The organism is Halobium salinum (assembly GCF_026586625.1).
Taxonomy (GTDB): domain Archaea; phylum Halobacteriota; class Halobacteria; order Halobacteriales; family Haloferacaceae; genus Halobium; species Halobium salinum.
Map to the genome: position 1 here is coordinate 1072273 of NZ_JAODIW010000006.1, position 18558 is coordinate 1090830.

19 protein-coding genes are annotated in these 18558 nt (G+C 70.6%); 7 read left to right on the forward strand and 12 right to left on the reverse strand.

Going from position 1 to position 18558, the window contains the following annotated elements:
* The first annotated feature begins 11 nt into the window (after positions 1–11).
* From N5095_RS08710 to N5095_RS08720, 3 genes are read left to right on the forward strand one after another with little or no spacing between them, the layout of a single operon-like run.
* Positions 12–1262, forward strand: a complete 1251-nt coding sequence (locus N5095_RS08710; protein WP_267622381.1) for a molybdopterin molybdotransferase MoeA — start codon at positions 12–14, stop codon at positions 1260–1262.
* A 58-nt stretch (positions 1263–1320) separates the two neighbouring features.
* Entirely contained in the window at positions 1321–3228 is a 1908-nt protein-coding gene (locus N5095_RS08715) for a molybdopterin biosynthesis protein (protein WP_267622382.1), read from the forward strand.
* Between the two features lie 57 nt (positions 3229–3285).
* The gene (locus N5095_RS08720; RefSeq protein WP_267622383.1) at positions 3286–4089 is read left to right on the forward strand and encodes a response regulator; all 804 of its coding nucleotides are present in this window, start codon (positions 3286–3288) and stop codon (positions 4087–4089) included.
* 23 nt (positions 4090–4112) lie between these two features.
* Here the strand turns inward: N5095_RS08720 and N5095_RS08725 are convergent, their stop codons facing one another.
* From N5095_RS08725 to N5095_RS08755, 7 genes are all read right to left on the reverse strand, one after another.
* Positions 4113–4865 (reverse strand): HAD family hydrolase, encoded by a 753-nt coding sequence (locus tag N5095_RS08725; RefSeq protein ID WP_267622384.1) that lies wholly within the window; start codon positions 4863–4865, stop codon positions 4113–4115.
* Positions 4866–5214: 349 nt separating this feature from the next.
* Complete coding sequence (lwrS, locus tag N5095_RS08730) at positions 5215–5613, reverse strand: LWR-salt protein (protein ID WP_267622385.1); 399 nt, start codon at positions 5611–5613, stop codon at positions 5215–5217.
* Positions 5614–5630: 17 nt separating this feature from the next.
* Complete coding sequence (locus N5095_RS08735) at positions 5631–5906, reverse strand: 4a-hydroxytetrahydrobiopterin dehydratase (protein WP_267622386.1); 276 nt, start codon at positions 5904–5906, stop codon at positions 5631–5633.
* Positions 5907–5991: 85 nt separating this feature from the next.
* Positions 5992–7314, reverse strand: a complete 1323-nt coding sequence (gene hemA, locus N5095_RS08740; protein WP_267622387.1) for a glutamyl-tRNA reductase — start codon at positions 7312–7314, stop codon at positions 5992–5994.
* On the reverse strand, positions 7311–8036 hold the full coding sequence (locus N5095_RS08745) for a precorrin-2 dehydrogenase/sirohydrochlorin ferrochelatase family protein (protein ID WP_267622388.1): 726 nt from the start codon (positions 8034–8036) through the stop codon (positions 7311–7313). The genes hemA and N5095_RS08745 overlap by 4 nt, the downstream gene beginning before the upstream one ends.
* Positions 8037–8319: 283 nt before the next feature.
* Positions 8320–9417 (reverse strand): siroheme decarboxylase subunit beta, encoded by a 1098-nt coding sequence (gene ahbB, locus N5095_RS08750; RefSeq protein ID WP_267622389.1) that lies wholly within the window; start codon positions 9415–9417, stop codon positions 8320–8322.
* A 253-nt stretch (positions 9418–9670) separates the two neighbouring features.
* Positions 9671–10069, reverse strand: a complete 399-nt coding sequence (locus N5095_RS08755) for a DUF5778 family protein (protein ID WP_267622390.1) — start codon at positions 10067–10069, stop codon at positions 9671–9673.
* A gap of 168 nt (positions 10070–10237) precedes the next feature.
* Here N5095_RS08755 and uppS point away from each other — a divergent pair, with 168 nt between their 5' ends.
* On the forward strand, positions 10238–11167 hold the full coding sequence (gene uppS, locus N5095_RS08760; RefSeq protein WP_267622391.1) for a polyprenyl diphosphate synthase: 930 nt from the start codon (positions 10238–10240) through the stop codon (positions 11165–11167).
* A 70-nt stretch (positions 11168–11237) separates the two neighbouring features.
* On the opposite strand, the gene N5095_RS08765 is transcribed toward uppS, so the two are convergent.
* Together N5095_RS08765 and N5095_RS08770 are read right to left on the reverse strand one after the other, a co-directional pair.
* A complete protein-coding gene (locus N5095_RS08765) occupies positions 11238–11369 on the reverse strand; it encodes a hypothetical protein (protein ID WP_267622392.1) in 132 nt (43 codons plus the stop codon).
* A 306-nt stretch (positions 11370–11675) separates the two neighbouring features.
* Positions 11676–12284 (reverse strand): undecaprenyl diphosphate synthase family protein, encoded by a 609-nt coding sequence (locus N5095_RS08770; RefSeq protein WP_267622393.1) that lies wholly within the window; start codon positions 12282–12284, stop codon positions 11676–11678.
* 76 nt (positions 12285–12360) lie between these two features.
* Here N5095_RS08770 and N5095_RS08775 point away from each other — a divergent pair, with 76 nt between their 5' ends.
* Complete coding sequence (locus N5095_RS08775) at positions 12361–13731, forward strand: DUF92 domain-containing protein (RefSeq protein ID WP_267622394.1); 1371 nt, start codon at positions 12361–12363, stop codon at positions 13729–13731.
* Positions 13728–14204, forward strand: coding sequence for a GNAT family N-acetyltransferase (locus tag N5095_RS08780; RefSeq protein WP_267622395.1), 477 nt, complete (start codon positions 13728–13730; stop codon positions 14202–14204). Before N5095_RS08775 ends, N5095_RS08780 begins: the two co-directional genes overlap by 4 nt.
* A gap of 175 nt (positions 14205–14379) precedes the next feature.
* On the opposite strand, the gene N5095_RS08785 is transcribed toward N5095_RS08780, so the two are convergent.
* A complete protein-coding gene (locus N5095_RS08785; RefSeq protein WP_267622396.1) occupies positions 14380–14937 on the reverse strand; it encodes a DUF7351 domain-containing protein in 558 nt (185 codons plus the stop codon).
* Here N5095_RS08785 and N5095_RS08790 point away from each other — a divergent pair.
* Entirely contained in the window at positions 14921–15220 is a 300-nt protein-coding gene (locus N5095_RS08790; RefSeq protein WP_267622397.1) for a hypothetical protein, read from the forward strand. The genes N5095_RS08785 and N5095_RS08790 overlap by 17 nt on opposite strands.
* Positions 15221–15268: 48 nt before the next feature.
* Here the strand turns inward: N5095_RS08790 and dnaG are convergent, their stop codons facing one another.
* A complete protein-coding gene (dnaG, locus tag N5095_RS08795; protein WP_267622398.1) occupies positions 15269–16756 on the reverse strand; it encodes a DNA primase DnaG in 1488 nt (495 codons plus the stop codon).
* Positions 16757–16913: 157 nt separating this feature from the next.
* The gene (locus N5095_RS08800) at positions 16914–18338 is read right to left on the reverse strand and encodes an MFS transporter (RefSeq protein ID WP_267622399.1); all 1425 of its coding nucleotides are present in this window, start codon (positions 18336–18338) and stop codon (positions 16914–16916) included.
* Between the last annotated feature and the right edge of the window lie 220 nt (positions 18339–18558).

The following is an 18558-nucleotide window of genomic DNA, read 5'->3' on the forward strand; positions in this document are numbered from 1 at the left end:
AACCCGAGGACATGAGTCACGACGACCTTCGCCACGCCGGGTTCAAGGAGCGAACCCGAGTGGCCGAGGCCCGCGAGGCGCTGCTCGACGCAGTAGTCCCGCACGGCCGGACGGAACGGGTTGGCGTCGCCGACGCCGACGGACGGACCGTCGCCGAGCCCCTGACGGCGCCGAACCCCGTCCCGAACTACGACCGGGCCGCGATGGACGGATACGCCGTCCGTGCCGCCGACACCTTCGGCGCGTCGGACCGGTCGCCCGAGATTCTGCGCGTCGCCCCCGAATCGGAGGCGGTCTCCCCGGGGAACGCCGTCCGTGTCCACACGGGAAGCGAACTCCCCGCCGGCGCCGACGCCGTGGTGATGGTCGAACACGTCGAGGCGGTCGGCGACCCCGCCTCCGAACTGGAGGTGTTCGACGCCGTCGCGGAGGGCGAGAACGTCGGCCCGACGGGGGAGGACGTAGCCGCCGGCGCGACGCTGTACGAGCCGGGCCACCGCCTTCGACCCTCCGACCTCGGCCTCCTGAAGTCGGTGGGACTGCGCGAGGTGCCCATCTTCGAGCGCCCGACCGTGGGCGTCGTGCCGACCGGCGAGGAGCTCGTCCAGTCGGAGCCCGAACCGGGCGAAATCGTCGAGACCAACGGGCTCACCGTCTCCCGGCTCGTCGAACGCTGGGGCGGCGTGGCGACCTACCGCGACACCGTGACGGACGACCCCGAGGCCATCCGGGTCGCCATCGAGCGCGACCTGACGAAAGACGCCGTGGTGCTCACCGGCGGCTCCTCGGTCGGCGAGCGCGACTACACCCACGAAGTCGTCGACGACCTCGGCGAGGTGCTGGTTCACGGCGTCGCGCTCAAACCGGGCCACCCCGTCGCGCTCGGTGTCGTCGAGGACACCCCGGTGCTCGCCCTGCCGGGCTACCCCGTCGCCTGCATCGTCAACGCCGTCCAGTTCCTCCGACCCGCCCTGAAGGCCGTCGGCGGAATGCCCCGCGAGGCCCACCCGAGCGTCGAGGCTCGGTTGAGTCGGAAGGTGACGAGCGAACCCGGCACGCGGACGTTCGTCCGGGTCAGGCTCGACGAGACGACCGACGAGGACGGGACCGTCGAGCGCGTGGCCGAGCCGACCCGCGTCTCCGGCTCCGGGGTCCTCTCCTCGGTCGCGCTCGCGGACGGTTGGGTCGTCGTCCCCGAGTCCGTCGAGGGGTACGCCGCGGGCGACACCGTCGCCGTCGAGAACTGGGAGTGGTCCGCGTGAGTTCACTCGGACGCTCCGCGCCCTCGGACGGCACGCGAGCCAGCGGGGGGTGGCTCGCGTGAGCGACCGCAAGGAGTTCCGCGACCTCGCGGAACCGGAGGCGGCCCACGACGCCATCGCGTCGCTCGACCTGACGCCCGAGGCCGAGACGGTCCCGCTATCGGACGCCCGCGGCCGGGTGCTCGCCGAGCGTGTCGACGCCGAACTCGACGTGCCGGGGTTCGACCGGGCGAGCATGGACGGGTACGCCGTCCGCGCCCGCGACACCTTCGGCGCCGACGAGGCCGACCCGGTCGTCCTCGACCTCACCGGGGCGGTCCACGCCGGCGAGAGGCCGGGTCTCGCGGTCGAATCCGGCTCCTGCGTCGAGATATCGACCGGCGCCGTGATGCCCGAGGGAGCCGACGCCGTGGTGATGGTCGAACGGACCGACGAGCGCGACGAGGGGGAGAGAATCGCGTTCCGCACCTCGGTCGCGCCCGGCGACCACGTGATGCTCGCCGGCGCCGACATCGCCGCCGGCGGCCGGGCGCTCGGCCCCGGGACCCTCCTCACCCCTCGCGAAATCGGTCTCCTCTCCGCGCTCGGCGTCGACGAGGTGCCCGTTCGCGGCCGACCGACGGTCGGCATCGTCTCGACCGGCGACGAACTCGTCCGGCCCGGCGACGAACTCGACAGCGAGGCCGGCCAGATATACGACGTGAACTCCACGACGGTCGCCGCGGGCGTCGAGGAGGCCGGCGGCGAAGCCGTCCTCTACCCCCACGCCGGCGACGACTACGACGAGATGGAGCGCGTGCTCCGGGAGGCCGCCGCGGAGTGTGACCTCGTGCTCTCCTCGGGTTCCACGTCGGCGAGCGCCGTCGACGTCATCTACCGCGTCGTCGAAGAGCGCGGCGAACTCCTGCTTCACGGCGTCGCCGTCAAGCCCGGGAAGCCGATGCTCGTCGGTCGCCTCGCCGACTCGGCGTACGTCGGCCTCCCCGGCTACCCCGTCTCGGCGCTCACCATCTTCCGGACGTTCGTCGCGCCGGCGATTCGGGAGGCGGCGGGGCTCCCCGAGCCCCGAACCGCCACCGTCGCGGGGCGGATGGCCGTCCGGGAGCGCTACGCGGAGGGGCGACTGCGCTACATGCCGGTGGGACTGCTCGAAGGCGACTCCGACGGCGACGGGGACGAAGCGCCGCTGGTCTACCCCGTCGACAAGGGGAGCGGGGCGACGACGAGCCTCGTCGAGGCCGACGGGGTCGTCGCCGTCCACCCCGACACAGAGTACCTCGCCGAGGGCGAGCGGGTCGAGGTCCAACTGTTCTCGCCGGACGTGCGCCCGCCGACCCTCCTCGGCGTCGGCGAGGACGACCCGGTCCTCAACCGCCTGCTCGACCGCCTGGACCGCCCGCGCTACCTCGCCGTCGGGAGCCGCGAGGGACTCCGCCGGCTGCGTGGCGGCGTTCCCGACGTGGCCGTCGTCGCCGGCGAGCGAGAGCGCGACGTCGACGGCGTCGACCTCGGCGGGTGGCGCCGCGAGTGGGGGCTCGTCGTCCCCGCGGGCAACCCCGAGTCGGTGTCGGGGCTCGCAGACCTCGTCGACCGCGACCTCCGGTTCGTCAACCGGGACACGAACTCCGGGCTCCGAACCGACCTCTCGAACGCCCTCGCCGCCCTCGCCGAGGAGCGTGGGTCGACGCGTCACGACCTCGTCGACGCAATCGACGGGTTCGACCTCGCGGCGAAGGCTTACGAGAGCCCCGCACGGAAGGTGCTCGCCGGGAAGGCCGACGCCGGCCTGGGCCTCCGAGCGACGGCCGAGAGCCTCGGACTCTCGTTCGTCCCCCTCGGGGACCAGCCCGTGACCGTCCTCGCGAACCCCGCCCGAACCGACAAGTCGAGCGTCGCCGCGCTGGAGCGGGAACTGGAGCACGTAGCCGAGCACATCGACGGGCTCACCGGGACGACCGACCGCTGAGACGGCTGGTGAGATTTTTACACCAGACTTTATATCGCCCCCGGCGAGACCGTACCCATGGACCGGCAGTTGAGCGTTCTCCACGTCGACGACGACCCATCCTTCCTCCGGCTCACCGGTCGCCGCATCGACGCGGAGGAGTACCGTACCCGGTTCGTGACGGCTACGACCGCCGAAGAGGCGTTCTCGCTCCTCGACGGCGGGCGGTTCGACTGCGTCGTCAGCGACTCGATTCGGACGAGCGACGGGGAGTCGTTCGTCGTCGCGCTCCGCCGACAGTATCCGGACCTCCCGGTCGTCCTCTTCACCGGAGCCGAGTGGGACCGCGTCGCCGACGACGCGCAGCGAGCCGGCGTGACGGCGTACGTCCAGAAGAGCGGCGAGACGTCGGTCGAGACCCTCGAGCAGGAGTTGGCGGCGGTCGCGACCGACGTGAGCGACCGTCGGACGTCGACCGACGACCCGGGCGAGGCGGCAGGACCGACTGAGGCCGGAGAGCCACACGAGACGGGAGAGCTGGCCGGGACCGGCGAGGTGAGAGGTGCGGCCGACCCGGTCGTGGCCGGTGCGCTCGGCGACGACTGGGTGGTGGTCGCGACGCACGACTGGGACGCGGATGCGGAGCTCGTCGTCACCGTCGTCGACGCCGTCGACGGGATTCTCGGGTCGGACGACGGTCGAACGACCCTCTACGACGTGGTCAACGGCGAAGCGCTCGAGGACCTGCTCCGCCACCGACGGGGCGACGACGGGACGACCGTCGTCCGGTTCCCCTACCGCGGCCTCGACCTCGCCGTCACGAGCGCGGGCGCGGTCGCAGTCAGACGGACACCGGCGGTCGACGTCTTCGACGACCGGTAGGTGACCGGCGGTCGACGGACCGTTCAGGACGAGCTAGCGGACGCGTCGAGCAGTTCGTCGAGCGACGAGACGCGGCGGTCGCCGAGCACACACCAGCCACGCCGGTCGGCGCCGTGGCGCTCGACGTGGACCCCGTCGAGCCCGGCGTTCCAGGCCGCTCCGATGTCGTTCGGGCCGTCGCCGACGAGCACCCCACGGTGGTCCGGGACGGTTCCGGTGGCGTCCCCGGTCCCGACGTCGCTTCCGCCGTCGCTCCTGACGGCGTCCGTCCCCGAGCCGCCCTCGGCGGTCCCCGAGTCGGCGACCCCGAGTTCGGCCATGGCGTGACGGACGGGCGCCGGGTCCGGTTTCCAGCCCACCTCGTCGGTACAGCAGACGACCGCGTCGAAGCGCTCCGCGAGGCCGAGCCTGTCGAGCACCGGCTCCGCGAGGAAGCGCTGGCAGTGGGTCACCACGCCCATCGGCACGTCGCGGTCCTCGAGCGCGTCGAGCAGGCGTTCGGCGTCGTCGTGGAGGTACGTCGCCCGCGCGCGGCGCTGGGGGTCCTCCTCGGCGTGGAACGCCGGCCAGAACGCCTCGGGGTCGAACCCCCACTCGCGAAGGAGCGGGTTCCGCGCCCCGGAGAGCCCGTGCCAGAGTAGCTCCGCCTCACGGTCGGTGAACTCGTGGTTCAACCGGTCGCCCACCCGGTCGTACACGTCCCGGGTGTACGCCCAGTCCGCGTCGACCAGCGTCCCGTCGAGGTCGAACAGCCAGAACTCGTAGTCCTCCACCATCGTTCGGATTTCGTGAGTAGGAGCCGGGTGGTAAAGTCGGTTTCGAGCCCGTGTCACTCCCACACACGACCCGGTCGGCGTCCTGTCGACGGACCGCACGGTTCCCCGACGGTATCTAACGGCCTTCATCCCCCAACGCGACGAATCAAGCCGTTGTACGTCGCAGAGAGCAGCACCTCGTCGGCGACTCCTACCTCTGACTCGTCCGGGAACTCCCGGACGGTCTCCGAACGAGGGACGACCGAACCGACCGCCGGTCCGACACCGGTTGCCCGGCCCGTGTCGCCGCCGCGGTCCGGTCCGGACTCACGATTCGTGTTCTGCAGTTCGAGCCGTTGCCCCTGCCGACTCACTCGCCCCGGTCGCTCTCGCGCACCCGAATCGAACTGCCGAGGTACTTCGAGAGGGTCTCGTCGACGGTCGTCGCGTTGAAGCTGTTCGTCCCGTCGGTTCCCTCGATATCGTCCTCGATGGCACGCTTCAGCGCCGAGAGGTACTCGGGGTCGGTCTCGAGTTCGCTGAACCGCACCGAGGAGACGGGAACCGAGAGCAGCGACTCCGCCTCGTCACGGAGGTGGCGCTCGTCGCCCGCCTCGCCGCGCCAGAGGTTGTCACGGAAGAACAGCCAGCCGTCCTCGCCCGGCGGGTCGGCGGGTATCCGAAGCACGGTCTCGAACTCGTTCGGGTCGACGCGGGCCCCCTCGGGGTCGAGGCGGAAGCGGACGCGAAAGACGTAGGCGGCGTTCATTCGTCCTCTCCGGCGGCTCAGAACTCGTCGTCGAACAGCCCGGCGAGGCGGATGTCCTTCTCGGTGATGCCGCCCTCCTCGTGGCTGGTGAGGCGGACCTCGACCTCCTCGTACCGGATGGTGATGGTCGGGTGGTGGAACTCCTCCTCCGCGACCTCACCGACGCTCTGAGCGAAGGAGACGCCCTTGAGGTAGTCGTCGAACTCGTAGACGCGGACGATCTCGTCGTCCTCCCGTTCCCAGCCTTCGGGCACGCGGTTGTCGACCTCGTCGGCGTCGAGTACTTCGGCCATGGCCGCACTGTCGACCGGTGGGCGGTTAATGGTTTGCCCGTGGACGGTGGGAGAAAGTGCTAGAACGTGCTCGTCGAGGGGAGAATCAGTCGTCTGCGAACCCTTCGACGACGCTCTCGGGGATGTCCGCGTCCTCGGGCACCGCCGACGGGGCGAACTCGGGCGCGCGGTCGAACTCGGGGTCGAACAGCTTCATCGCGGTGTGGATGGTCGACCAGTCGTCCTCGGCGGCGGCGTCCCGGAGGCTCTTCGTCGGCGCCGCGAGCAGTTGACCGACCAGCGAGTCGGCGAGGGCGGCGACCGTCTCGCGCTGTTCGTCGGTGAGCTCGCCCTGCGATTCGAGCTTGTTCAGTGCCGTCTCCAGCTCGCGGCTCTTGACGCGCTCTGCACCCTCGTACATGGCGCTGACGGCCTCGTCGGCGCGCTTGCGCTTGAACGAGTCCAGCAGGCGGTCGAGCTCGTCGTCGATGAGCGCCTCCACCTCGCGGGCGGCCGCCTCGCGGTGGGCCTTCGTCTCGTCGGTGACGGCTTCGAGGGCGTCGATGTCGTGCACGACCACGTCGTCGACCGCCTCCACGCCGGGCGCCACGTCGCGGGGCTGGGCGATGTCGACGACGACGGTCCGGCCGGCGGCTTCGAGCGCCGACCGGTCGAGGACGTACTCGGGGGCCCCGGTCGCCGTGATGACGACGTCCGCCTCCGTGGCGGCGGCGGGGGCCGCGTCGAGGCCGACGGCTCGGGCCTCGGTCGCTAACTCCTCGGCGACGTGCTCGGCGTGGGGGACGGTGCGGTTGGCGACGAGCACGGTGCCGACGCCGGCGGCGGTCAGCGACCGGGCCGCGAGCGTCCCCATCTCGCCGGCGCCGACGACGAGCGCGGTCACGCCGTCGAGGTCGGTCTCCCGGGCGGCCAGTTCGACGGCGGCGCTCGCCAGCGAGACGACCCCTTCGTTGATGGCGGTCTCGGTGCGGGCGCGCTCGCCGACGTGGACGGCCTTGGTGAGGGCGTCCTCGAGCGTCGGGCCGAGGCCGCCGACGGCGCCGGCCTCCGCCATCGCCGTCTTCACTTGGCCGATTATCTGGTCCTCGCCGACGACGAGCGACTCCAGCCCGCAGGCGACACGCATCAGGTGGCGGATGGACTCCTCGTGACCGAAGCGCTCGACGGCGTCCTCGCGGGCCAGAGGGACGAAATCCTCGAGCGCCGCACGGCCGGCGGGGGCGTCGTCGCTCACGACGTACGCCTCGACGCGGTTGCACGTGACGAGGACGAACGCCTCCGAGACGCCGTCGCGTCCCAAGAGGTCCGAGACGGCCGTCCGTTCGTCGGTCGGCGCCACGGCCTCGATTTCGTCGACGCCCGCGCGCCGGTGCGAGACGCTGACGCTCGAGATGACTCCGGCGGTCACCGTGACGGGTCACCCCCGCTGTTCCCCACATCTTCGGCGTCGAGTTCGTCGAGTTCGTTCCGTATCACGCGCGCTGCCTCTTGCCCCGCCTTGGAATCCCCCGTACGTAAAGCCTTCCAAACAGTATCGCTCCGAACCACCGCTCTGACGGCCGTTCGCCGTCGCTCCGGGGCGATTCCGCGAGCCTTCAGGTCGGCCCGTACCTCGGCGCTCAGCGTCGCCATCGCCCCGGCGCCGGCTAGTTCGTCCTCGAGACGCTCGCGCAGGTGTTTCGAGAGCGCGGGACTCCCCCCGCCGGTCGATATCGCCACCGTCACGGGGTCGTCGCGGACCGTCGCCGGGACGACGACGCTCCCGGCCTCCCGACCTCCGGACTGGTCGGTCCGATTGACGAGCGCACCCGCCTCGCGGGCCGCCCGTTCGACCGCGGCGTTCAACTCGCCGTCGTCGGTGGCGGCGACGACGAGGACCGGCTCCGCCCGCCGGACCCACTCGCCGACGGAATCGGGCGTCGGCGCCGCTCGCACGAGGTCGACGCCGGCACCCTCGCCCTCCACGTCGTCGCCCCACGACTCGGCGTCGTCGAACCGCGCGTCGAACGCGGGGCTGACGACGACCACGCGCGCTTCCCGGGCGAACCGCCGGGCCTTCCGTGCCCCAACGGAGCCGCCGCCGACGACGAGCACGGTCTCACCCGCGAAGTCGTGGAACAGGGGTATCATCGGCGACGACCCCCGCGGTGGGTGACGGTGCGAGCGCCGCAGTCGGCGTCGACTCGGGCCTGACAGCCGGCGACGACGCGAGCCGCCACACCCGTGGTCGGGTGGGGTTTCGAAAGGGGCCCGGCTCTCGGGGAAGGCGGCCGACACAGGCACCGCAGGGAGCGAGCAACGCGAGCGACTGAGGAGCACGGCGAGGCCCCCGACCCGAGAGCCGGGGGGCTTTCGCGTGCATCACGGCTTCGGTGAATGGCCCGATGACGATTCCTGCTCATCCCGAAACGATTCACTCCAAGGTGTTCGCCGCGGCGCGCTCGTCCAGCCTGATGCCCGTCTTCTTCAGGATGCGCGTCGAGAACAGCGTGTCCCAGTTCGACTCGCCGTCGGCCTCCGTGGCCGGTTCCTCGTCTACCGCCCAGAAGTCGGCCATCCGGTCGCGCACCTGTTCGATGCGCTCCCCGCTCTCCGCCTCGCTTCGGCCGTGGGTCATCGCGAAGAAGTTGTACGGCCAGACGCCCTCGTGGCGCGGGCGCTGATAGCAGTGGGTGACGAAGTCCAGCGAGGCGATTTCGGGACCGACCTCGGCGACGAGGTCGTCGGGGACGTCCCAGACGGTCATCCCGTTCTCCGTGTAGCCGAGCGCGTAGTGGTTGGGGACGACCCCGACGCGGCGGACCTTCCCCTCCCGCTCGAACCGTTTTATGGTCCGGACGACCCACTCGGTGTCCGTGCCGAGCGCGTCGGCCACGTCGGCGTAGGGGGTCTCCGTGACCGGGAGTCCGCCCTGAATCTCCAGGACGAGGTCGCGCTCCTCGGGGGTGAGCGAGTCGCGGCCGGAGCGCTCGACCGCGGGACCGAGGTCAGAGAGGTTTACGTTGCCGTCGGGGATGGGACCGTCGAGGAGGAACTTCGCCTCGACGCGGAACTCCCGCTCCTTGGGGAGGTTGTACGTCTCCTCGCCCGTCTCCTCCTCGATTTCGGCGAGCACCTCGTCGACGCGGTCGGGGTCGGCGACCGAGACGACGAACCACATGTTGAGGTGCGGATGGGCGCGCTCGTAGTTGTGTGCGACCTCGCGGTGGGCGTTGACGAGTTCGGCGTGCTCGTCGAAGCGCTCGGGCGGGGCGTGGGTGGCGACGAGCGTCGCCGCGCCGCCGATTTCCTCGGCGTTGACGAGCGCGCCGAACCGCGAGAGGACGCCGCGCTCGTCGAGGTCGCGGACGCGGGCACAGAGCTCGACCGCCGACACCTCGACGCCGCGTTCGCGCAGGGCGGCGGCGGCCGGCTCGAAGGGGCGTTCGACGACCGGGAACCCGCCCTGGAAGGCGTTGAGGACGGCGCGGTCGAGCGTGGAGAGGTCGGCGTCGACCCGTTCGCGTTGCATACGCGAGGCTCGGGACGGACGCGGGATAAGCGTCTCGGAGCCGCCGCTCGACGACTCGATGCGGCGTGGGGCGTCAGGTGCGTTTCCCCCGGTCCCCGCTGGACCACCCGACGACTCCCGGACTTCCCATCCCTGGTGAGAAGCACGCGAAGCGAAGCACCCCCAGTACATAAATCTTCGTCACATACAGATTTTTCGACAAGTGTGTGGACGCCGCCCCAGGTTGCATGCCGGCCGACCGCGGGCGCGTCGTTCAGTCGCCGAGGACGCTCGTGACGCGGTAGCCGCGCTCTTCCACGTCGGCGACGAGGGCGTCCTGGTCGGCGTCGGCCTCGTAGTAGAACACGATGTCGAACGTCCCCTCGCGCAGCAGCTGTTGACACTCCCAGACGAACTCGTCGTCCTCCAGTGTCAGGCCGTGGAACTGGTTCGACGCGAAGTTCGTGTCGTCGTTGCCAGCGTAGATGTACGTCTCGCCCTTGCCGGCGTGCTCGGCGATGGCGTCGTTGAGCTCGACGGTGAGTTCGTGCATCTCGAGGTCCTCGTCGCTCCCGAGGTCGGTGTGGACGATGAGCCCGTTGAGCTGGATGTCGCCGGGTTCGAGCAGCGCCTTCGTCCGGCGGTAGAGGTCGTCGTCGAGCGTGTCGCTCATGGCCTACGGTGGCCGCCGGTCGGTAATACGGGTGGCGGTTCGTCGGCGGGGGTCGCGCCGCAGCCGTCGACGTCCGGTCACCTCCGAGGCCCCTCCGACGACGGCCCGCGTCGGCCAGCCGTCGTCCGTTGCACAAGACACATCAACCCCGACGGCGACGGTGCGGGTATGTTGCGTCGGGCGCGGTCGGGGTTCGTCAGGGCCTACGAGCGACTGCTCCACCGGGAGGGGGAGGTGGGCGAGGGTCCGAGTCACGTCGCCATCATCCAGGACGGCAACCGCCGCTACGCCCGCAGTCAGGGGGACGACGCGCCGGAGGGCCACCGCGCCGGCGCCCGGACCACCGAGCAGGTCTCCGAGTGGTGCAAGGAGCTCGGCGTCGAGGAGCTCACCCTCTACACCTTCTCGACGGAGAACTTCGAGCGCCCGCCCGAGGAGCGCGAACCGCTCTTCGACCTCATCGAGGACAAGCTGTACGAGTTCGCGGACGCCGAGCGCGTCCACGACGGGAACATCCGCATCCGCGCCATCGGCGACATCGAACGGCTCCCCGAGCGCGTCCGCGAGGCCGTCGACTACGCCGAGGCGCGGACGGCCGACTACGACGAACTCACGCTGAACGTCGCGCTCGCCTACGGCGGCCGGAACGAACTGCTCCGGGCCGCCCGCGACGTGGCGACCGCCGTGAAGGAGGAGGGGCTCGACCCCGAGGAGGTCACGGCAGAAGAGGTCGAACGCCGGCTCTACCGCGGGAGCGTCCGCGACGTCGACCTCATCATCCGTACCGGCGGCGACGAGCGTACCTCCAACTTCCTCCCGTGGCACGCGAACGGGAACGAGGCCGCCGTCTACTTCTGTGCGCCCTACTGGCCGGAGTTCTCGAAGGTCGACCTCCTGCGGGGCATCCGCACCTACCAGTCGCGGGAAGCGTCGTGGCAGCGCACCCGCACCGAACGGGCCGTCGCGCTGGTCCGGGCCATCGCGGGCGTCGAACTGGAGGAGGCGAGCACCGTCGCCGCGCGGCTCCGCGAACAGCTCCCCAGCGGCGGGGCGAAGCAGGTGTCCGCCGAGTTGGAACGGCAGGACGCGACGGAGTAGCCGGCGGCTGGCGGGCGTCGACGAGGCGTCGAGTAGTCCCGAGTTCGAGGGACAGGAACGAACCGGCCGTTCAGCGGCCGTGCTGTGCGTGGCCGCACTGGCCGCACTGGTACATCGAGTGGGCGCTCCCCTCGCCGACGGGGTTCCAGTCGCTCTCGGCGCCGATCCAGTCGCTGACGTGTCCGCACTGGGTACATTGCATGGGAATCACCGTAGTGAGTGTGCCGTGTTACCGACCAACGCGTCGTATGGGTGCACCTGTCATAAACTCCCGGGAGAGTTGGTCACTGTTTCACACGGTTCGGTACGGAGACGAGGTCGGTCGGGCGAGCCGAGACGGGGGTCGGTGTCTCGGCCGAGCCTGGGAAGCACGGCTCGCCACGTTTCGGCCTACCGCCCGAACCACCGGTGAGCTGTGCTCACCGAGTTTCGGGCGTCTCGCTACGCTCAACGCCCGAACCGCCGTCGCTCACCTCGTTCGCGACGAGGCTCGGACGCCTCACTTCGTTCAGCGTCCGAACCGCCGCAAGCGGTTCTGGTAGTCGAGCACCGCCCGGAGGTAGTCGCGTTTGCGGAAGTCCCGCCAGTTCACGTCGGTGAAGTACAGTTCCGAGTAGACCGACTGCCATATCATGAAGTCGGAGAGGCGTTCGGCGCCGGTCTTGATGACGAGGTCCGGCTCCTCGGGGAAGACGAGTCGGGACTCTACGTCCGTCTCGTCGATTTCCTCGGGGTCGACCTCGCCGGCGGCGACCTCCTGGGCGACCCCCCGGACGGCCTCCGCGAACTCGCGCTTGCCGCCGAGGCCGATGCTCACCTGGATGGGCGCGTCGGCGCGTTCGGTGTCGCCCGGGCTCCGGACGGCGACGGACCGCGGGGCGTCGACCTCCCGGAGTTCGCGTTCGAGCGTCGGGACGACGGCCTCGTCGAGCACCGAGACGGAGATGGTGACGCGGTCGGCGCCGTACTCGAACGCCCAGTCGAGAAACTCCGCGAGGGTGTCGTAGGCGCCGTTCTCCAGCAGGTCACGCTCCGTGATGACGACGGCGACGTGAGCCGGGGGCGGCGCGTCGTGTCGGCGGTGGCGGACGGCGAGGTAGGCGTCGTACAGTCCCACGGCCGCACGTCGCGGTCGAACGCCTAAACGGCTTCGTGTCGGGAGGGTTAAGTGGCCCTCTGCGGAATCTCCGGGCGTGACGACCCCACTCCGTCGTGCCGGCGGGTTCGCCGCCGTGGGGACGCTCTCGCTCGCCGCGGCGCCGCTCGGCGTCGGAATCGCCGTCGCGTTCGGCGCCGTCGCCGCGGTCGCGTTCCTCGTCGACGACGGACCCCTGTTCGAACTGTTCGCCCGCGTCGGCGACCGCGAGGACGGCCGGCTCAACGGCCTCCTCGGGTTCTCGCTGGCGGCGGCCGGGCTGTCGCTGTTCGCGACGGCTCCGCAGTTCTCCCGGGAGACTGGGGCACCGCTCCCCGTCTACGCCTTCGTCGCGGGCGTGCTCGTTCTCGGCTACGGGAACCTCGGCGAGCGACTGGTCCAGACGGTCCGCGACGACCCCTTCCTCTCTGCCGCCGGCTTCACCGTCGTCGGCTTTCTCGCGGCGTTCCTCGGTCAGCTTGTCGTCTCGACGGTCGGCCGTGTCGCCGGCATCGACGCCGGGGCCGGAGCCGGTCCCGTCGTCACGGTGACCGTCGCCGACGCCGCCTTTCTCGCCGCCGCCGGGGCGCTGACGGCCGCGCTCCTCCGGTCGATGCTGTTCGAACGCGACGACCCGCTCGTGATGCTCTCGGTCGGGCTGCTCCTGTGGTTTCTCAGCTACCTCCCGACGAACGTGACGACGACCGGTGTCGCGGTCGCGCTCGCGGTCACCGTCGGCCTCGGCATCGTCTCCTACGTGCTCCAGACGGCCTCCATCGAGGGGATGCTCACCGGCGTCCTCCTCAGCCTGCTGACTATCGTCCTCGGCGGCGTCGGCTGGTTCGCCGTCCTCATCACCTTCTTCGCGGTCGGCGGCCTCTCGACGAAGTTCCGCTACGACGCGAAGCTGAGCCGCGGCGTCGCCGAGGAGAACGAGGGCGCCCGCGGCACGGGCAACGTACTCGGCAACTCCGCGGTCGCCCTCGCGGCCGTCCTCGCCTACGCCGCCAGCGCCGGCCTCCCGGTCGACGCCACGCTGTTTCTCTTCGCGTTCGCCGGCTCGCTCGCGGCGGCGATGAGCGACACCCTCTCCTCGGAGATCGGCGGCCTCTTCGACACGCCCCGACTCATCACCTCCCTCGAACGCGTGGAACCCGGCACCGACGGCGGTGTGACGTGGCAGGGCGAACTCGCGGGCGTCGCCGGCGCCGCGCTCGTCGCGCTCATCGCCTTCGCGCTGTTCGAGCGCGTCGACCTCCTCGGCGCCGGGGTCGTCCTCGTCGGCGGCGTGGTGGGGATGACCGTCGACAGCCTCCTCGGCGCGCTCGTCGAGGGCGACCGCGTCGGCAACGAGGCCGTGAACTTCCTCGCGACGCTCGCGGGCGCCGTCGCCGCCACGCTCGTCGCCCTGTTCGTGGTGGTTCCGTGACGGGCGCTTCGAGAGAACCGGCCGGAGGTGCCGAGATTCGCCGGGCGACCACCGCCGACCGCCCGACCCTCGTCGACCTCCAGCGACGCCTCCCCGAGCGCAGTCCCGAACTCCTCGACTACGGCGTCGTCGTCGGCGACGTGCTCGTCTCCACGGCGGGGGGACGGCCGGTCGGCTACCTCCTCCCGGCCCACGGCGACGGCGCCCACGTCGCCGAACTCGTCGTCGGCGAGAACCACCGCCGGGAGGGGCGCGCCACGGCGCTGCTCGACGCGCTGTTCGACTCCCTCCCGCCGGGCGACGAGGTGACCATCGCCGTCGCTCCGGACAACGACGCCGCGCTGGCGCTGTACGAGGGGTACGGCTTCGAGGTCGTCGAGGAGCGCGAGGGGTACTTCGCAGGCGGGCCGGCGTTGGTGTTGTCGCGGTCGGTGTCGCGGGAGCGGGAAGCCGAGACGACGGACGGCCGGTGAGCGGTTCGCGCCCGAGCGTCTGACCCCGCTTCGACTCAGGCAGGTCGGCTCACGTCCGTGACCGCGAGCGTGTCGCCGACCGTCAGTTCCAGTTCGTCCCCGTCGTACCCGAACGTGATGCGAACCCGCGGCGGGTCGGTCGAGACGAGTTCCTCCTCGACCGCCGCGTCGGTCTTCAGCGCGATGCGCGGGTGGGTTCGCCGACGCCGGCGGGGCTGTGTGTCAGCAGGACGTCGCGGTCGTAGAAGAACGCGACCACCGCCGGGTGGAGCAGGCAGGCACCCCAGGGCGAACACTCGCGATGCTGCTTGCAGACGGGGCACGTGAACTGTGCCATGGCGCGTTTCCGGCGCTCACAGGTCGGACAGACACCATCCGAGGCGTGGTCGGGACAGCAGTCGAGCCGGGCCTCGATGGGGCCCGAGCAGGTGTTACACACCCCTTCGAGGGAACACTCGAAGGCCCACTGCGCGCGGAGACGGGCCGCACGGAGCATCTCGAGGGGTTCGCGACCGGCGGCGCCACCCGGGTCGAACGTCGTCGCGATGTTCGTCCCCGGCGGGAAATCCTCCCGGTCGCCGAAGAACCCCTCACAGGCCGTACAGGAGAGGAAGAGCCAGCCGTCGCGGTACGTGAGGGTCGTTGGAGCGCCACACAGCGAGCAGTTGTCGTCGATGGGGGTCGCCTCGAAGGACCTTGGCCACGATGCCCACCTCGTGTCGCTGGCCGACACCACCGTCGACGCGGTGAACGACTGGACGAACTGGATGACGGCCGACGGGCTGGTGTCCGACGGGACCGAACCGGGGCCGTTTCTCGGCGGGGCGGAGACGGTTCTCACGCCGGACCTGCTCGACGGGGAGCCGGTCACCCAGTACGTCCACGTCGACCTGCACCCCGGCGAGTACGCGTGGGTCGCCGAGGTGCCCGACCCGGTGGACAAGGGGCTGACAGCGGCGTTCAGCGTCTCCGCGAAGAACTCGGCCGGTGGCGGGCCGGTCTGTGCGGCCCGGTGAGCGGGACTTCGCTCCCGGCGTCGACGTGTCCGGCGGACGAACGTCCCGTCAGTCCACTTTCAGCTGGTCGGCCGTCCGAATCCGCACGCTCACCGGCTTCTTCACGAACTCGCCGGTCGAGCGGGCGACGACGTGGGCGACGCCGCGCTGGGCGGCCACGTCGAGCACGCGCTGAGTCAACTCGCCGTCGACGACGACGACGTGCGGGACGGGGTCTGCGTCGCGGACCGCGTCGAAGGCGTCGCCGACCGACGCCTCGTCGACCGTCCCGAGGTCGGCGTCGAGCAGCCGTACGAGCCCGGAATCGGCGTCGACGACCTGCTCGACGTGCTCGGCGAGCGTCGGGGGCCGGTCGGGGTCGTCCGGTTCGTTGCCGGCGGCCGACGCCGAGTCGACCCCGGCTTCGGTCTCGGCAGTCGTCTCGGCGTCGCCGTCACCGGACTCGTCGGCTTCCGGGGTCGATTCGCCGTTCGGTTCGTCGCCGGTCGACTCGTCACCGGCCGAGCCGCCGCCGGTGGGCTCGTCGGTCTCGGTTTCGGTCTCCGAGTCGGGGGTGGGAGTCGCGGGAGCGTCAGTCGTCTCCGGCGACTCCGTCCGAGGGTCCGTGGGTTCCTCCGGGGCGGGCGTGGCGCTCCCGTCCGTGGCCGCGACGGCCGTCGAGGGGTCGGGCGGCGTGTCGGCGGTGGCGGCCGCCGCGGTCCCCTCGTCGCTTTCGACCTCGACGCCCTCGTCGGCGACGTAGCGCTCGTACGGTACCTTCCCGCGCAGGGCCGTCATCACCTCGTGGCGGGCGAGGTCCTCGACGGAGCGACCCTCGGGGGCGAAGGCGACGTAGTCCACGTCCCCGACCTGCGCGAGTTCGCGGAGGATGAGCTTCCCGCCGCGGTCGCCGTCGAGGAAGGCGGTGACGTTGCGCTCCTCCGACAGGGCCGCGACCGCGTCGGGGACGTTCGTCCCCTCGACGGCGACGGCGTTCTTGATGCCGTAGCGCAGGAGGGTGAGCACGTCCGCACGCCCCTCGACGACGATGACGGCGTCGGAGCTCTCGACGTGGGGGCCGGCCGGGTAGCCGGCGTACTCGGTGATGTCCTCGACGCGGACCGACTCGCGGACCTCGTCGAGTATCTCCCGGGAGCTCATCACGCTGTCGTCGAACGCCTCGCCGAGCAGCTCCTTCGCGCGGTCGACGACCTCACGCCGTTTGGCGGCGCGCACGTCCTCGACCTCGGTGACTTCGACCCGGGCGCGGCAGGGGCCGACCCGACTGATAGTCTCGAGGGCGGCGGCGAGGATGGCCGTCTCGACCTTGTCGAGGCTGCTGGCGATGGTGATTTCGCCGAAGGACTGGCCGTTCTCGCTGCCGATTTCGACGTCGATACGCCCGACTTTCGAGGACTGCTGGAGGTCGCGGAGGTCGAGGTCGTCCCCGAGCAACCCCTCGGTCTGCCCGAAGACGGCACCGACGACGTCGCTCCGCTCGACGACGCCGTCTGCCGTGATCGCCGCGTGAATGAGGTATTTGGATGTGTCGTCCATGATGGAATCCCCTCCGTGGGGTGATGATGGTGAATCCGAGACGGGTGAAACCGCTCGTCCTTATATAAGTTGCCCCCGCCGGAAATACCTATCGTACTGGAGAACGGTTTAAGCGGGTCGTCCGGGACGGCGGGCGAAAAGGGGGGATGGACCGGACTCAGAACAGCGGCTCGCCCATCGTCTCGCGGCCGAACGCGAGAACGACGAGCCCGCCGAGGACGAACGCCACGGCGAGGGGGGTCAGCGCGAGCAGGTAGCCGTCGGTGACGAGCGCGCCGGCCAGGATGGGGCCGACGACGGCCGCGATCTTGCCGACGCCGCCCGCGAACCCGTTACCCGTCGCGCGGGCCTCGGTCGGGAACAGTTCTGGGGTGTAGGCGTAGATGGCGCCCCACGCGCCGAGGGTGAAGAAACTCGCCGCGAGCAGGCCGCCGAAGAACGGCCAGAAGCCGGAGAGTCCGAGGCCGAACAGGCCAACGCCCGGCATCGCCGCCGCGAAGACGAACGTGAACACCCCCGAGAGGAGGAGGTACGAGCCGAGCGTCGCCTTGCGGCCGACCTTCTCGACGAGGTACGCGGCGCTGAAGTACCCCGGAATCTGCACCAGCCCGATGAGCACGAAGTAGAGGTAGACGTTGCCGACGACGTTCGCCGCGCCGACGGTCTGGGGCAGCCAGATGAACACGCCGTAGTAGCCGAAGTTGATGGCGAACCACGCGGCGGCGATCATCACGGTCTGCGTTCTGATGTCGGCCTCGAACAGCCGCGAGAAGTCCGCGGCGGGCGTCTCCCGCACGTCGGCGGCGTCGATGGGGGTGTACTCCTCGCCGTTCGCCTCGGCGATTTCGCGGATGCGCTCGTTCGCGCCCGCCACGTCGCCCGTGCGGGCGAGGAAGTACGGCGTCTCGCGGAGCTGAGAACGGATGACGAACACGAGCAGGGCGGGGAACGCCGAACTCGCGAACAGGAGCCGCCAGCCAGCGACCTCACCGAGGACGGGAACCGCGATGGTGCCAGCCTCGCCGGGCAACGCGGCGAGGAACGTCCACGCGAGGGCGACCGCGAGGATGTTGCCGATGGGCCAGAACGCGTCGAGGTAGACGAGGTAGCGGCCCCGCCGGTCGGTCGGCAGGTGTTCCGAGAGGTAGGAGGTGTCGACCGCGAGCGCGCCGCCGAGGCCGACGCCGGTGAGGAATCGCAGGGCGAACCCGGAGCCGAACCCCGTCGCGAACGCCGTCAGCCCGGCAAACAGCGAGTAGGTGAGGACGGTCCACTGGAACGCCCCTTTACGGCCGTAGCGGTCGGCGTACCAGCCCCAGCCCCAGTTGCCGACGATCATCCCCATCAGGCTCGCGGCGCCGAGCAGGCCGGCCGCGAACCCGGAGAGCCCCCACGCGCCGATGAGAACGGGGAGGGTGAAGCTGATGATGATGACCTCCATCCCGTCGAACGCCCACGCGCTCCCACAGATGGCGAGCAGTTTGCGGTGGTAGCGCCCCACCGGGATGCGGTCCATCACCTGTGACACCGAGACGGTGCCGCCGTCGGTCGCCGACGAGGTCGACGGATTCTGTCGTGCCATATCGCGTACCGGTCAGTAGGAGTCACCTGACTTAGTATGTTTGGATTGAAGCCACCAATAGAAGATACCGAAGAGAATTTTTCTTCAATACGCTCGTTCGTCGGTTGCCTAACCGGGATAGACACTGGTCGACGGACGACTACCGACACTGGGCGGCCCGGCCCGACGCCACTGGGTGTGGTCCCCTCCGCGCCGAGGCGTAACCGCGATAACCCTCCGG